Source organism: Bradyrhizobium sp. Pha-3 (genome assembly GCF_042258325.1).
GTDB lineage: Bacteria > Pseudomonadota > Alphaproteobacteria > Rhizobiales > Xanthobacteraceae > Bradyrhizobium > Bradyrhizobium elkanii.
Genome location: NZ_CP170151.1, coordinates 816246 through 829675 on the forward strand (window position 1 = coordinate 816246; position 13430 = coordinate 829675).

18 protein-coding genes and 1 pseudogene are annotated in these 13430 nt (G+C 59.3%); 12 read left to right on the forward strand and 7 right to left on the reverse strand.

Features of this window, described 5'->3' with window-relative positions; translation table 11 throughout:
• The first annotated feature begins 1 nt into the window (after nt 1).
• The 6 genes and pseudogenes from ACE10X_RS03835 to ACE10X_RS03860 all read left to right on the forward strand — a co-directional run bounded on the left by ACE10X_RS03835 (nt 2) and on the right by ACE10X_RS03860 (nt 4824).
• Nucleotides 2–1429, forward strand: a complete 1428-nt coding sequence (locus ACE10X_RS03835) for a phage/plasmid primase, P4 family (protein WP_011090968.1) — start codon at nt 2–4, stop codon at nt 1427–1429.
• A 401-nt stretch (nt 1430–1830) separates the two neighbouring features.
• Nucleotides 1831–2382 (forward strand): hypothetical protein, encoded by a 552-nt coding sequence (locus tag ACE10X_RS03840; protein ID WP_014498619.1) that lies wholly within the window; start codon nt 1831–1833, stop codon nt 2380–2382.
• 197 nt (nt 2383–2579) lie between these two features.
• Entirely contained in the window at nt 2580–3113 is a 534-nt protein-coding gene (locus ACE10X_RS03845; protein WP_011090966.1) for a hypothetical protein, read from the forward strand.
• 8 nt (nt 3114–3121) lie between these two features.
• Nucleotides 3122–3670 carry a hypothetical protein gene (locus tag ACE10X_RS03850; RefSeq protein ID WP_223153797.1) on the forward strand — a complete coding sequence of 183 codons (549 nt, stop codon included), beginning with the start codon at nt 3122–3124 and terminating at the stop codon, nt 3668–3670.
• A gap of 196 nt (nt 3671–3866) precedes the next feature.
• Nucleotides 3867–4357: pseudogene (locus tag ACE10X_RS03855) on the forward strand (HK97 family phage prohead protease).
• 101 nt (nt 4358–4458) lie between these two features.
• Nucleotides 4459–4824, forward strand: coding sequence for a hypothetical protein (locus ACE10X_RS03860; RefSeq protein ID WP_014498622.1), 366 nt, complete (start codon nt 4459–4461; stop codon nt 4822–4824).
• Between the two features lie 3 nt (nt 4825–4827).
• Here ACE10X_RS03860 and ACE10X_RS03865 read toward each other — a convergent pair whose 3' ends face one another.
• Nucleotides 4828–5073 (reverse strand): DUF3892 domain-containing protein, encoded by a 246-nt coding sequence (locus ACE10X_RS03865; protein ID WP_309248086.1) that lies wholly within the window; start codon nt 5071–5073, stop codon nt 4828–4830.
• Here ACE10X_RS03865 and ACE10X_RS03870 point away from each other — a divergent pair.
• Nucleotides 4985–6391 carry a hypothetical protein gene (locus ACE10X_RS03870; RefSeq protein ID WP_011090961.1) on the forward strand — a complete coding sequence of 469 codons (1407 nt, stop codon included), beginning with the start codon at nt 4985–4987 and terminating at the stop codon, nt 6389–6391. The genes ACE10X_RS03865 and ACE10X_RS03870 overlap by 89 nt on opposite strands.
• 16 nt (nt 6392–6407) lie before the next feature.
• Nucleotides 6408–6611, forward strand: a complete 204-nt coding sequence (locus tag ACE10X_RS03875; RefSeq protein WP_011090960.1) for a cold-shock protein — start codon at nt 6408–6410, stop codon at nt 6609–6611.
• A 385-nt stretch (nt 6612–6996) separates the two neighbouring features.
• Here the strand turns inward: ACE10X_RS03875 and ACE10X_RS03880 are convergent, their stop codons facing one another.
• From ACE10X_RS03880 to ACE10X_RS03890, 3 genes are all read right to left on the reverse strand, one after another.
• Nucleotides 6997–7227 carry a hypothetical protein gene (locus ACE10X_RS03880; RefSeq protein WP_014498624.1) on the reverse strand — a complete coding sequence of 77 codons (231 nt, stop codon included), beginning with the start codon at nt 7225–7227 and terminating at the stop codon, nt 6997–6999.
• 551 nt (nt 7228–7778) lie between these two features.
• On the reverse strand, nt 7779–8003 hold the full coding sequence (locus ACE10X_RS03885) for a hypothetical protein (RefSeq protein WP_154694125.1): 225 nt from the start codon (nt 8001–8003) through the stop codon (nt 7779–7781).
• 871 nt (nt 8004–8874) lie between these two features.
• Nucleotides 8875–9159, reverse strand: a complete 285-nt coding sequence (locus ACE10X_RS03890) for a DUF3892 domain-containing protein (RefSeq protein WP_011090958.1) — start codon at nt 9157–9159, stop codon at nt 8875–8877.
• A 307-nt stretch (nt 9160–9466) separates the two neighbouring features.
• Between ACE10X_RS03890 and ACE10X_RS03895 the strand changes: the two genes are divergently transcribed.
• From ACE10X_RS03895 to ACE10X_RS03905, 3 genes are all read left to right on the forward strand, one after another.
• Nucleotides 9467–9745 (forward strand): hypothetical protein, encoded by a 279-nt coding sequence (locus ACE10X_RS03895; protein ID WP_014498626.1) that lies wholly within the window; start codon nt 9467–9469, stop codon nt 9743–9745.
• Between the two features lie 542 nt (nt 9746–10287).
• Nucleotides 10288–11634: an IS5-like element ISBj5_B family transposase gene (locus ACE10X_RS03900; RefSeq protein ID WP_011084757.1), complete on the forward strand. Its 1347-nt coding sequence runs from the start codon at nt 10288–10290 to the stop codon at nt 11632–11634.
• Nucleotides 11635–11692: 58 nt separating this feature from the next.
• Nucleotides 11693–11836, forward strand: a complete 144-nt coding sequence (locus ACE10X_RS03905; protein WP_196238411.1) for a hypothetical protein — start codon at nt 11693–11695, stop codon at nt 11834–11836.
• Between the two features lie 3 nt (nt 11837–11839).
• Here ACE10X_RS03905 and ACE10X_RS03910 read toward each other — a convergent pair whose 3' ends face one another.
• The 3 genes from ACE10X_RS03910 to ACE10X_RS03920 all read right to left on the reverse strand — a co-directional run bounded on the left by ACE10X_RS03910 (nt 11840) and on the right by ACE10X_RS03920 (nt 12666).
• Nucleotides 11840–12079: a hypothetical protein gene (locus ACE10X_RS03910; protein ID WP_016846398.1), complete on the reverse strand. Its 240-nt coding sequence runs from the start codon at nt 12077–12079 to the stop codon at nt 11840–11842.
• Nucleotides 12076–12309: an AlpA family transcriptional regulator gene (locus ACE10X_RS03915; protein WP_223153795.1), complete on the reverse strand. Its 234-nt coding sequence runs from the start codon at nt 12307–12309 to the stop codon at nt 12076–12078. Before ACE10X_RS03915 ends, ACE10X_RS03910 begins: the two co-directional genes overlap by 4 nt.
• Before the next feature lie 114 nt (nt 12310–12423).
• Nucleotides 12424–12666, reverse strand: a complete 243-nt coding sequence (locus tag ACE10X_RS03920) for a helix-turn-helix domain-containing protein (protein ID WP_011090956.1) — start codon at nt 12664–12666, stop codon at nt 12424–12426.
• A 67-nt stretch (nt 12667–12733) separates the two neighbouring features.
• Here ACE10X_RS03920 and ACE10X_RS03925 point away from each other — a divergent pair, with 67 nt between their 5' ends.
• A complete protein-coding gene (locus ACE10X_RS03925; RefSeq protein WP_014498629.1) occupies nt 12734–12991 on the forward strand; it encodes a hypothetical protein in 258 nt (85 codons plus the stop codon).
• Nucleotides 12992–13430 lie beyond the last annotated feature (439 nt).

Genomic DNA, 13430 nt, shown 5'->3' on the forward strand with positions numbered 1-13430 from the left:
AATGCAAAATGCAATTAAAACCGACGCGTCCAATTCAACCGTTGAAGCCCGCGATGAGGAGCCTGTCGCAGCCAACGACAACAAACCCGCATCTAATCCCGGCACTTCGGTAACCGAGGATAGTGTTGCGTATATATTCGCGAGCACCTATCGAGACACGCTGCGCTTCTGCCACTCCACTGGCGCGTGGTTTGAATGGGATGGTTCGTACTGGCGCAGGAACGAAGTCGGCCTTGCGGCTCACCATGTTAGGGTGATGGCCCGCGATATGTCACAGGGCCTGTCTCCGAAGGCGCTCGCGACTATACGAAAGCGTTCATTCGCTTCAGGAGTCGAGGGGTTCGCTCGCAATGACCCAACCTTCGCCGTCACGATCGAGGCTTGGGACCGCGACCCGTTTCTGCTCGGAACGCCAGACGGCACCGTTGATCTGCGTACAGGGAAAATGCGCGCTGCCGACCCTGCAGATGGCATTACCAAACTAACGTCCACCGCGCCGTCTGCCCAGGCAGACTGTCCACTTTGGTTGCGATTTCTTCAAGACGCGACTGGCGGCGACGGTGAAATGATCCGCTTTCTGCAGCAGTGGTGCGGCTACTGCCTTACGGGCGACACGCGCGAACATGCACTTGTCTTTGTGCATGGCGACGGCGGTAATGGGAAATCGGTTTTTCTCAACACCACTAGCTATATTCTGCACGATTATGCGACTACGGCGTCAATGGACACGTTCGTTGCCAGCCGCAGTGACAGACACCCGACAGACTTGGCGATGTTGCGCGGTGCGCGTCTAGTCAGCGCCAGCGAGACAGAGGAGGGCAGGGCTTGGGCCGAGTCGCGAATAAAACAGATGACGGGCGGCGATGCGATTTCAGCGCGCTTTATGAGGCAGGACTTCTTTACGTTCCAGCCGCAATTCAAACTGTTTGTGGTTGGAAACCACCAGCCAGCACTGCATAGCGTCGACGCCGCAGCCCGGCGGCGATTCAACATCGTGCCGTTCACGCGAAAGCCGACGAAGCCGGATCGTGAACTTGAAGCAAAGCTTCGCGGTGAGGCGCCCGCCATTCTGCGGTGGATGGTTGATGGGTGCCGGGACTGGCAGCGCAATGGTTTGGTGCGACCTGCATCTATTGTTGAGGCGACCGAAACGTATTTTGCCGAGCAAGACACGTTCGGCCAGTGGCTGAAGGATGCTTGCCGAGTTGAGCCGGACAATCGTAGCATCTCAGACTTCGTCGCGGATCTGTTCAAATCGTGGACCGATTATGCTGAAGCATCTGGCGAGCGCCCCGGAAGCCAGAAGGGATTTGTCCAGTCGCTGACCAAGAGTGGCTTCAAGAAGGGGCAAAGGGTACGCGGCGGACAACTCTATATCGGACTGCAACTGCTTAGGCAGGCCGAGAAAGAACCTAGCGTGCGCGATTGAGCACGGATCGCGCACGGGAAAACGAAATGATTTCAATGGTCGGTGCTACGTGTGCGACATGTGCGCGATTTTTCCATTATAGGCGCTTCGCGCGCGCGTGTAGAGAGTCATACGTGAAAATCACGCACATCGCGCACACCGCGCACGGCGGCGGGGTCTAGCTGATCTCTCCCGCCGTTCACATAGGGACCCGCGCCCCCAGGAAAACATCTCCGAGTGCAAAATGAAAACCAAAACATGGGGCGGGGATATAGCAAATCCCTTGGATCCCGCGAGCCGCCCGAACCAGTGGCCGAGTTACGTATAACTTTTTTTGATTGTTTGATTATTCGATCGGCACGCAGATGCCGACGCACAAGACCGCAGAAGCGGTCAGGTACGCTCGTCACGAGAGACAACCAATGCAACACGCAAACGACAACGACCAACCCATAGCAGCCGACCATGTTACCGAGGTCCGCCCGCGCCCTGGCGAGCTGAACCGCATTCTACACCGCCGCTTCCCCGGTATGGGGCCGGCCCATGGCTGGCAATTGGATGCGGCGGCGAGGGCGACGTTTAATGCGGATATGTCCAAGTGGTTTGGTTTGGACGGGCGATGGCATTCAACTGCCGAGCAATATCGCCAGAGCAAAGGCAAGCGCCGCACCAAACAGGCGGCCACCCCCAACAAGCCCGGCAAGCCCGCCAGGCCAGAGCTACTGGATTGGCAGCAGGACGTGGGCGCACCGTACTCCAGGTGGTCGCATGCAGTTGCGGAGGGCGCTGAATTTCTTGCGGGCCGCACCGCCCCGGCGACAAGCGGCATTCGGCTCATGCAATTCGGTGCCGTTGAGGACGCCATGATCCGGGCAATCGACGCCAAGCGATTCCTGACGCAGGTGGCCAATGATAATGAGCCCGACATTCGCAGGAACAGGCCGCGCCGGAGGAAAATCGCGCTGGCGGCTTAAAATCCAGTTTTCGCCATAGTTGGGAACGTATCACCTTGAAGACCACGATTTGTGGTCTGACGTGACGTGCACTCGGCGCGCTGGCCACCACCCGGCGTCGCCACTTTTTCCCGGCCCTGAGCCGCGAAGCCGCTGCATGCGGCGTTTTATTTAACCCTCCAATCGCAATTTCCAATCCTGAAAGGAGAGCGGCCCCAATGGCCACTTGGAATCACGTGCTCGACGCGATCGAGCGTCATCTTGATTTCCCGCGCTCGCGAAGCACCGGAATCGCCAGGCGTTTGCAGGAAGCCGGAATCTTGCCTTCCGGCGCACCGGGCGTTGCGCCTGAGCTAGACGAGGACAATGTTCTCGACCTCGTTGTTGCGCTCGCCTCTGACACCGAGTTGCACACCGCTGTTGACGCGGTCCGCGCCTACCACGCGATGACACCCGGTAGTGTCAACCTGGATGGGGCCCCGCAGTCGATTCCCAACGCGCCGATCGCTGTTGCGATTTTGGTCGAGGACGCACGCACTGGCGTCGCGGAGGCGCGAAAATCTCAGGTTGCCGTATCCTGCAATTGTAGAGCCGTCGCGATTCACAAACCTGATGGGTCGGTCAGTCGCTTCAGTCAGCCGGGCGCTCATTGCGCTCACTGGCAATCCAATGGCCATCACAAGTCAGTCACCATCAACGTCGCCGCTGTGGCCGGTATCATTGATGCATTGTTTGGAAAGGTTGTTGCCTAATGGCTCCGTTGAAGACGAAGACCACCGACGAATTCCGCGTCCCCAGCCTCGCGGAGGCCGACAGCTCGTACGCCGACCTGATCGCGAAACGCGTGGAATTGGAGCAGAGAGACTCTAAGCTCAACAGCGAGCGCTCGAAACTGCGCGGTAAGATCGAGGCGGGCAGGGCGGCTTTTGGGAAACATATCTCGCCCGGCGTGGCCGCGCTGCTTGGTGACGATCCTACTGACAGCATTGCCGATCTGTCGCGGCAGCTCCGCGAAGTCACCACGGAGATAGCAAACATCGAGTCAGCGCGGGAGGTCCTGCATAGGCGCACAGACGAAGCGCGGAACGTAGCCTCCAAGCTCGTGTGCTTCACCGTGATGCCAGAGTACCAGCGCCGTTTGGGTGCGGTATGTGAGGCCGCTCGCGCGTTGGAAGCAGCCAAGCCCGAGAAAAGCACGACGCGCTGCTGGACGATCTGGAGCGCGAGGATGTGCGCCTCGGTTATCTGCGGCCAGTGCGCGCGCACTTCTTGGGCGATCGGCGCGAAGGCCGCGCTTTTTACTTTTTGAAGGAAGTGAAGGAGGCGGGCCACAATGTCTAAGGGATCCGAACGCACTTCCGATGTGGCCGACCGAAAGCCAGTTCGGCGCCGTGTAAAGATGCCTGGCGAAAGCCGACACTCCGAGTGCTCGGACTCACCAGCCGTGATTGCGCGCAAGTTGATGCAAGCGAAACGCGAGAAACGATTGCGGGTGACGCAACGCAATGGCTGAAACCATCTCAGGATTCGCGATTTCCTGGAATCGGCCGGCCATCATCGCGGGGCTCTTCGAGGAACGCTTCGCGCGCGGCGCATTCGACAAGCACATCGCGCAAAATCCAGACGTCGCCGCGCTTTGCAGTCATGATGTCAGCAGGCCTCTGGGGCGCATCAGCAACGGCACCCTCAAACTACGTTCGGATAACGTCGGACTCTACTACTCGTTAGAGCCGCATCCTGATGCGCCTTTAGGGCAGGAGGCCTTGGCACTGTCAACGAGGTGAGCGTGTCGTTTACTCCAGTTGTCGAGGAGTGGGACGACGGTGGCGACATTCCGAAGCGCCTCATCACCGAGGCCAAACTTTTCGAGATCAGCTTGGTCCTGTGGGGAGCCTACGGCAAGGACACCTCAGCTCAGATCAGTCGAGCATCCAGCAACAACCAGGCAGCACGACGGCGCGTTGAAGCGAAGATGCGGGCCCGCGGCATCCTTTAAGCGCAGGGGGAGGGGTGGGTCAGATCCCTCCCACTGCCGCCACTAGCTACCGGCGGCCCCCCATTTCACGCGCATCTGCAATTCGGACCCCCAGGGGCAAAATGCCACGACCAAGAAAGCCGGCCGCCAAGGCGCTGGTTGAAGGCCGGCACATCATCAATGCTGGCCGCTATAAACGCAACGATCCAACCGGTGCCGAAATCGGCGCTCCACCCACTTGGCTAAACGAGCAACAGGCCAATGCATGGCGTGAATTCGCCAGCGAGTTGCCATGGCTCAATGCATCTCACCGTTGTCTTGTCTCCATCGCATCAGTCTTGCGCGCTCGCCTGCAAAGCGGCGCGGAGATGGGTACAAAATCGCTCAGCCTACTGAGGCTGTGCCTAAGCAGTATGGGCGCGACACCGGCCGATGCGAGCAAGATCAGTTGGGCGCCGGCAGAGGAGGCGGACGATTTACTTGACTAAAACTCACGGACACTCCGGCAGAGCTAGTAGGTTATCGTTGTAGTAGCCGTCAGCGTGAGTTCGAACATATTTTCCGTTCGGGCCGCTAACGACGCCAACGTCCGCGCGCTTACCGCCGACCAACGTAAAGAATGTATTGGTCCCGTTCTCGATCGATCGAATGACCTCCGATCTCGGCCACACCAACCACACGCCTCCGAATGCGACATACTGGCAATTGCTGGCGTCGAAGGGGGATGCTGGCGCCACGGGCTCAACCGGTGCTGCGGGGGCCAACGCCCCCACGTATGGCGGCACTTCGACCACGTCGCTCGCTATCGGCACCGGATCCAAAGCGTTCACCACGCAGGCCGGCCTCGCCTATCAGAATGGCGCTCGCGTGCGGGCTAGCTCGGCGGCGAACACGGCGAATTGGATGGAAGGCCTCGTCACCTACAGCGGCACGACGCTGACCATGACGTCCGACAAGACCGGCGGCAGCGGCACGCTCGCGGACTGGAACTTCAACGTGGTGGGCCAGCCTGGGGCTGGTGATCTGTCGAGCGCCAACAATCTGTCGGACGTGGCGAGTGCTCAAACGTCACGTGGCAATCTCGGGGTTCTGTCTCCGCCGCAAGGTCGCCTGACCCTGGTGAGCGCAACGCCCGTGATGACGACGACGCAGAGCGCCAAAACGACGCTGTACTATGCGCTCTACAACGGCAATCAGGTGCCAATCTATGACGGCACCAAACTCACGATGACGACATTTGCCGAGTTGTCGATCGCGACGACCGACATCACCAAGAACCCCGCGGCGATCGGCGCCAGCAAGGTCAATGACTGGTTTGTCTGGAACGACAGCGGTACGCTGCGGCTGCCTCACGGTCCCGACTGGACAAGCGACACGGTGCGCTCGGCTGGAACGGCGTTGGGCCAGGTCAATGGTATCTGGCTCAACAATCAAGCCATCACCAATGGGCCGGCAGCGTGGCGCGGAGGCACCACGCGCAGCAATGCATCGTCGCAACTTGATTGGATTCTTGGCGGTTCGGGGTCTGGCGGTGTGGCTGGGTACCTCGGCGTGTGGAATGCCTATAACCGCGTGACGGCATCCGCAGCGGCGATCGATAGCGGCCTCGCATACACCTATTCCAGCGCGACCGTGAGGCAGGCGAGAGCGTCCGCAGGCAATCAGGTGTCGGCTGTATTCGGGCTGGCCGAAGATGCGACGCAGATTTCGTATGCATCACGCATTGGTCTGGTCACGAACTCAGCAGCCGCGGTTTCCGGTATTGGCGTGGATGCGACCAACGTTTTCATTGGTCAGGGGGTTCTTGCAGGCGGACGAATACTACTCAGGTCGGTGGAGCAGCCGCGTACGCGGCTCCGCCACTATTGGGTTTGCACGTGTTCTCAGCCAACGAACAGGGCGATGGCACCAACGCCAACAACATCAACGTGGCAGGTCAGAACGCGCTTAGCGTCCTGGCGAGGATGTAAGATCGGTGCCACCCGTATGGCCTGCGGACGCGCGTCGCGACAAGCCATTCTTTTGTCGGAGTCGCGCACTACTTTTCATTTTTGAAAAATGGAGAAGTAAGGTGGCAATTGGGACAGTGAAGTGGTTCAACCCAACAAAGGGGTATGGGTTCATTCAACCGGATTCCGGCGGCAATGACGTCTTTGTCCACATCTCCGCGGTTGAGAAGGCTGGTTTTACTTCGCTCGCAGAGGGCGCAAAAGTCAGCTTCGACATCGTGAAAAATCGCGGAAAGGAGTCGGCGGAAAATCTACGAATCGAGTGATGCACCACCCATTGTGTTGCTCAACAGAAAGGCCGCAGTGGTACGCCGCTGCGGGCGGCCGAGGAGATCGATCGGAATCGGCCGATGGATAAGGCGCTATTGTTCGCGTGGGCGTGCGCTCTAATCCTCTTGGTACTGTTCGTCGCGCTGTACCTTCCTTGGTAGTAAGTTGCCGATGGCGACTCGCCACGGCGCTGCCTGCGATCCGAGACTGATTGCCAAGTCACCGCCCACAATCCTGGTAGTTGCTCTAGGGCATTCGTCCGGAGGATACGTTGCCCGGTCAGCTTCTCCCTCCCTTGAGGCTGACCGGGCGAAGTTAGTGGCGCGCGCGATAGGGACAGCGCTTTATCGGTCCACCCCAAAGCACCGAGTCACGTGGCCGCTAACGTTCCCGCTGTTTAGGTCGCGCGGCTGCCACCGTGAGCCCGGTGTGATCCTTGAGGCTATCGATTACCTTGAGCGCGGCTTCGAGTTCATCTCGAAGACGCTTCGTAATCCGCAGAATGCCGCTCGCGAGCTCCTCGCGGCTGATTTCTGCACCGTGAGCAACTTTTTCTTCGAGGTCGCGTATAGCTTCGTCGATCTTGTGCAGCGAGAATGTGCTAGGCATCATCCGGCTCCGTCCTGATTAAGGGGCCGGCATCCGCCGACCCGCAGCGTAAAAATGCGTCCGCTACACGGTTTAGTAAAGCGGGTGGTGTTGCGGGAAAATCTGTCCCCATCTCGCGTCTGAGCGCCTCGAATTCGGATAAGGTCGAAAGAGGGCAATCCGCCACCGCGTCCATTTTTGAGCAGATAACTTCAACCCGGGATCGCCAATCGGCCAGCTGTTCTTCAGTTCGCTGTGGCGCGTACGTGTCTTCTGCCGGTGTATGGCTTGGCCTACGGACGTAGTCCGTGAATGCTTGGATTGCCGCTACCACTTCGGTCCTAGGCACGGCGGTTACTCCTATGAGCGGAGCCAGCTCGAACATTTGCAGGCCGAGCACTTTGATATGGCATGCACGCGGGGGCGCGACAACCCACTGGTACTGGTAGGTGCTTCCAGTCCTTCTCAGCGATACTCCTTGGTGGCACCAGGGGGGAATTTTGGGCCCCTCGGGAGCAAAGGTGGCCAGCCCTGCCAATCCAAGGGGCGAAGGCTGGCCACCATCGCTTGCGACGTCACCACACAGGGTAGCTACAGGCCAATGGATGCACATATTCGAGCAGCAAATCACGTCCCTGCGGTCCCAAGCGCTTGCGGTGTTTGCAGCCAATCAGGCCAGCGCGGCCGATCAGTCTTTGAGCCAAGCAGATCGCCAAATCGCGACGTCTAATGCCGAGGAGGCTCGACAGCTTGAAACCCAACCTCGGGCCGAAGGAGGCGCGGAAGATCGCTGCACGCATACGCGCTCTTCTAGGAGAGCCGCGTGTGTGCCAACCGGTTCGGGTGGCATGCCTGTGAGACTTTCGCCAGCGCGCCCGCGCTGCTTGCGGTGTGCGGGTTAGTCATAAAAGGCACTGGGTGCGCTCGCGATAGCTGACGAAAGGGTGACGGACTGTCTTGCTTCAATCACGACCGACAGGCTGCCAGGACTCCAAGTCAGTCTCCGAAAGAGAGACCCCAGCACGGGCAGCATGCTGGGGCGAGACGTTGGGCTGACGCGAGCCAGAAATCGAGCCACGACTCGATCATTATGACCGTGTAAATGTAGAGCAGCATCACGCACCGGTCAAAATCGCACTGCATGACAGTAATCGGCGGTAGGATCTTCGTTCGCGCTTTGAGGTGCAATCCGAGCAAACGCGAGAAAACGGCAGTTGCTAATCGCGCATAAGCAAATCTCACGTCCTGAAAAACGACCAAGTTGCTATCGCAACCAAAGGCTGTCCACCGGAAAGAGACGGCTTCGCTCTCCGCAAATGTCCGGTGGTTGGCTAGGTGCGAGAGGTTTTACATCAAGCGACGTAAGGAGATTTGGGAGCAGGTGCAGGCAGAAATGGCCGTTGGAGAAAGTGCGAGAATTTCTCGCACTTTATCGAAGCCGAAACGGGCCGAGGGAATAAACAATTCGCATCTGCAGCAGGCCATCTCCACTGGTGCCGGTGCGGCGAGTCTCCGCGCCGTAGCCGATTGGAACGAGCGCAAATCGTTTGACGAGCGCCGCCGCGCTGGCGGCCCTGAAGCTCCGTGTCGGGATGCGCAGGGCGGCCGGAAGGAAAAAGCGTTAGCTCGCGGAAGGGGGGTCTTAGCCGTGGAGGCCGTCGCTAGTGGGGATCACGGGCACTCAGCCAGTGAAAGAAGATTGTCTGGCTGAACGCCGTCCGCCGTTGTCTTGATGTATTTGTGCCCGTTGTGTTCGGCCACGACCACGCCAGCCATGAGTCCGTCTTCTTCGACATAGAACTCCCATTCGCCGCTTTCAATGTCTCTGATCGTCTGAACGACAGACTGCTTCCATTGACTTCCGTTTGAATATTCACCTCCGACACTTTCAATCCTCTCGTGGGGATTCATCCTGTCGGTCTTATTGATGCAGCGAACGCGTGCGAGTTTAACCACAGGGCTCTCTCCTTCGTGCTGCAAAGGCTGGGTGACCAGTTTAGCGTTCAGTGGCGGCCCAGGCAGCCCAACCAATCCTGGTAGGGGCCCGGGAGGCTTTTCGCCGATACAACGCGAGGGCCCCCCGCGGGTTGATGCCCCCCCTCGGGGGCGGGGCGGTCAGTTTTGCAGCTCAAGGCGGTAAGGCTGACCACGGAAGTTAGTGGCGCGCGCGATAGGGACAGCGCTTCTTCGGTATGGAGGCGCCGAGTCACGTGGCCGCTAACTTCACCGCGGCGCGGGTGTGGCAGGGACAGCGTCGTTTCGCATGTTTCGCGACGCCGAGTCGCCCCCGCGCCCCCCCCAGGACTGTTGGGCTCAAAAGGCCGATGAGCGCCGCGAGGAACGATTCTACTGGATATGCGCGCGCATTACGCTAATTGATTTGGCCACATTTCCCCACTTAGGATTTGTGGCCGTCATCTGCATTTTTCTGATTCAGATAGTCGCACTTGCCGCCCTGGCCAGAAAATATGCTGATGAGAACATCGCGATAGCGATCGACAAAATCATCGCATCGATTTGCGACAGGTTCGGGTGGAAGTAGGGCGGCGAGATCCTATCCGTAAAAGCCAATCAAAAAACGGATAGCAAAAAACGCCCCTGCGACTACGGCTGCCGTGATGGCTATCGCGAAACCAACCCTAAAGCTTTCGCTCATCAGTTCCCCCTAGGCCGCAGGCACATCCCCCTCCGAAATTGCGTCTGCGGCCTCCGCTGCGACGGTCCGCAATCATGCCGGTCACTGCGGTAGGTGTGCGACTACAAATTCTTGTAGTTGACCAGTTCGTGTTCTCTGGGCTCGAATTGCTGTCGAGCGGACCCTACGCCAGTCGCGAGCCCAATCGCCGGATGGATTGTAGCCATGACGAATGAACCGGATGATCTCATCGGACGTATTGCTGAGATCGAACTAATTGGTCGTCCGTGAAGAAGGACTAAGCCACTGATCGGGAATCTCGATTTGGGCTAAGGGGCATTTCCAGATTGCAAGGTTTTGATGCTTTGGGCGTCAGAACCTTGCGATTTGGTTTTCGTGGATTCCCTCGAAGCGGGAAGCATGATTCCTTGTCTGCATCGGAGGGAACGATGCGGCCGAAGAAGCACAAGACGACGGGATCGAACGATCTGTTCCGGGCTCGGCTCGACCAGATCATCAATATGAAGCACGAGCTGGTTCTGCTCGCCGGCAAGGTCGATTGGGACTGGATCGACGGCGAGATCGCGCCGCTCTACAGCGAGAACGGCAGGCCCGGGATCGAGACGCGCTTCATGATCGGTCTGCTGTTGCTCAAGCACATTTACGGGCTGTCCGATGAGGAGGTGTGCGAGCGCTGGGTCCATGACCCATACTTCCAGTTCTTCACCGGGGAAGAGTTCTTTCAGCACACGTTCCCGCACGAGCGCTCGGACCTGAGCCATTGGCGCAAGCGGCTTGGCGACAAGCTGGAGTTGCTGCTGGCCGAGAGCTTGCGGGTAGCGCACGAGGCCGGTGCATTACGCAGCCAGGACCTCAAGCGGGTTACGGTCGACACCACGGTGCAGCCGAAGGCCATCACCTTTCCGACCGATGCCAAGCTGCTGCATGCGGCCATCAAGGGGCTCAACCGCCTGGCGATCAGGCACGGCGTCAGGCTGCGGCAATCCTATGCTCGCATCGCCAAGGCCGCCGCGATGATGGCCGGCCGCTACGCCCATGCCAAACAGTTCAGGCGGCATCAGCGGCAGTTGCGTATCCTGCGTAGCCGGCTGGGCCGGATCATCCGCGACATCCGCCGCAAGATCGAAGGCCAGCCAGCACTGGAGCAGGCGTTCGCCCTCCCGCTCGGCCGGGCCACGCAGATCCGCTCGCAGCAGCAGCGCCAGCGCGGCTGGAAGCTCTATTCCTTCCATGCCCCGGAAGTGGAGTGCATCGGCAAGGGCAAGGCCAGCGCGCCTTACGAGTTCGGCGTGAAGGCCTCCATCGTCACCAACAACCGCCGGGCTCCCGGTGGCCTGTTCGTGCTGCACGCCAGCGCACTGCCCGACAACCCCTACGACGGTCACACCTTGCGGGACGTCATTGACCGCACCGAGACACTCACCGGCTGTCCGATCGAGCGGGCCTATGTCGACAAGGGATACCGCGGCCACGACGCACAAAATCCCCGTCGCGTCTTCATCTCCGGCCAGAAGCGCGGCGTTTTCGGTGTCATCAAGCGCGAGCTGCGCCGCCGCTCCGCCATCGAGCCCATCATCGGACACCTGAAGGCGGAAGGCCACCTCGGGCGCTGCTACCTCAAAGGCCGCGCCGGCGATGCCGCCAACGTCGTCCTCTCAGCCGTCGGACACAACTTCCGCCGCATCCTCGCCTGGCTGAGATATCTCTTGTGCCTGTTCCTGGCCCAGCTATGGCGCACGCTCGCCCGGCCAGCCTCGATCAATCCGGCTTCTTAACGGACGACTAATTGCTGAGATCGAACTAAATGAATCGGCGGCGATCTGTGTTGAGCAGATGGACGACGAAATCACGCTCGTCATTGCAAGCATTGTCGGCGTTCACTTCCAAGTGACAGTGGAGCAGGCGCTTGAGTTGTCGCGGGCCTTAGCTGTAGCTGCGGAGAATGCGGAAAAATTCCGTAAGTCAGCCAAGACGTAGCGGCTACTTCTTAATCGAGTGCTCTTGCATAAACCGCGCGGCCCTAACGCGCGCTCGCTCCATCATGTCTTCCTTCGCTTTCGCAGTGGCAAGCTCTGATTCAAGCCGCTCGAAGATCGGGAGATAGACTTCACCGCCTTGTGGCGACTGATCCATTAGGATCGCAAGACAATCCAAGCAACGCTCCAGTGTATCGACCGTGATTGGTTCGTCACTGCGGATCGCGAACCGTTTGGTCATCATTCGCCTACGCTGTCCGCGTCAATAGGGAGCTTGCTCCGCTCCCACTCCAATAACTCGGATAGAAGCCAGAACCTGGTGCGGCCACCGAGGCGCGTCGACGGTTGCGGAAAGGCCGCATCGCGCATGCGCCGGAATAGCCAAGTGTTCGATACGCTGCCGTAGCGCTCGCGAACTTGCTTGGCGTTGAGATACTGATCTGTCGCGAGGGCGTTGAGATCAACGGTCGACACGGGCGCCACCGAATCGTTGCTGCCGCCGCACGCTGGAATGGGAGTGTGGCTTTACAATAGGGCAGCACCCACATCCCTATGGACGCGCCGAAGCGCCCCGATAGGTGTGGGCAGCTAGGCCTTCGGTTTCGCCAGCCTCACACCAGGGCCGCCATCGATCGATTGACCATCTGCCAGGAAGATGGCGCCGGCAGATTCGAGGGCGGCGCGGATGGCGGCTATCGAATGACCCGGTGCCGTCGCGTCGGTCTCAACCCTCGTCACGGTGTTTCTGTGCACACCCGATTTCTCCGCAAGGTCTCGAACGGTCCAGTTCAACAAACCGCGCGCCGCCCTAATTTGTGCACTTGTCACCATGGTTAATTCCTGTATAGTGCATTTGTCACCATAGAGGTGATAGATGCACAATAAAGGAACCCGCCCAATGCTGCAAGCCGCCTCATTTCCGTCCGCTGAACGACCCACCACCCTTTCGCAGTTTCTCTACACCCATCGCCGATTGACCGACCTGGCCCGTGGGCCGCTTCCCAGCGAGATCGTTGAGGAGATGACCCACACCGCATGCGGAATTGCGGAGAGGATCCTTGAGGCGCCCGCCGCAGACTGGCGGGATCTGAGCAAGAAAGCCCTGCTGCTGCTCGACGAATTGCCCTACGAGCAGGAGTGGCTCGATCGTATGTGAATGCGGATCGAAATTTGACCCCTCAATCAGTCTATCTCGTGGGCTAACGTCTTGATTTTTCAAGTGCCGGAAAAGTGACCCCGGCGCCGATCGGCGTCGGACCCCCGCGCCGATTCACAGAAGCATGCGAAAACCATCGAGGCTCGCGGCGAAGACGTTGTCCAGCCGCATCAAGAAGCCGGATATACGTCAGTAGTTGTGGCCGTCGATCCTGATCAAGTCGGTCGTTGCAATCGGGCGGGGTCCATATGGGGTCCGGACGCCGATCGGCGTCCCAAGTGCTTGATGGGTCAATGTTCAGCGTCGATTCACAAAGATGTTGGCTGGAGATAGTCCTCGCCGCGAAAGCTGGCCGTACGCCTCACCGATGAGGAGCAGTATTTTGTCTCTGAATCTTCGGTCTATCGGCTGTTGACGGCGAAGCGCGCAGGCACATGCG

Bases quoted from the DNA above. Each gene is read 5' to 3' on its own strand.
- ACE10X_RS03835 (WP_011090968.1), top strand. From the start codon at position 2: ATGCAAAATGCAATTAAAACCGACGCGTCCAATTCAACCGTTGAAGCC.
- ACE10X_RS03840 (WP_014498619.1), top strand. From the start codon at position 1,831: ATGCAACACGCAAACGACAACGACCAACCCATAGCAGCCGACCATGTT.
- ACE10X_RS03845 (WP_011090966.1), top strand. From the start codon at position 2,580: ATGGCCACTTGGAATCACGTGCTCGACGCGATCGAGCGTCATCTTGAT.
- ACE10X_RS03860 (WP_014498622.1), top strand. From the start codon at position 4,459: ATGCCACGACCAAGAAAGCCGGCCGCCAAGGCGCTGGTTGAAGGCCGG.
- ACE10X_RS03870 (WP_011090961.1), top strand. From the start codon at position 4,985: ATGACCTCCGATCTCGGCCACACCAACCACACGCCTCCGAATGCGACA.
- ACE10X_RS03880 (WP_014498624.1), bottom strand. From the start codon at position 7,227: ATGATGCCTAGCACATTCTCGCTGCACAAGATCGACGAAGCTATACGC.
- ACE10X_RS03885 (WP_154694125.1), bottom strand. From the start codon at position 8,003: ATGCGTGCAGCGATCTTCCGCGCCTCCTTCGGCCCGAGGTTGGGTTTC.
- ACE10X_RS03895 (WP_014498626.1), top strand. From the start codon at position 9,467: ATGTTTCGCGACGCCGAGTCGCCCCCGCGCCCCCCCCAGGACTGTTGG.
- ACE10X_RS03900 (WP_011084757.1), top strand. From the start codon at position 10,288: ATGCGGCCGAAGAAGCACAAGACGACGGGATCGAACGATCTGTTCCGG.
- ACE10X_RS03905 (WP_196238411.1), top strand. From the start codon at position 11,693: ATGGACGACGAAATCACGCTCGTCATTGCAAGCATTGTCGGCGTTCAC.
- ACE10X_RS03910 (WP_016846398.1), bottom strand. From the start codon at position 12,079: ATGATGACCAAACGGTTCGCGATCCGCAGTGACGAACCAATCACGGTC.
- ACE10X_RS03920 (WP_011090956.1), bottom strand. From the start codon at position 12,666: ATGGTGACAAGTGCACAAATTAGGGCGGCGCGCGGTTTGTTGAACTGG.
- ACE10X_RS03925 (WP_014498629.1), top strand. From the start codon at position 12,734: ATGCTGCAAGCCGCCTCATTTCCGTCCGCTGAACGACCCACCACCCTT.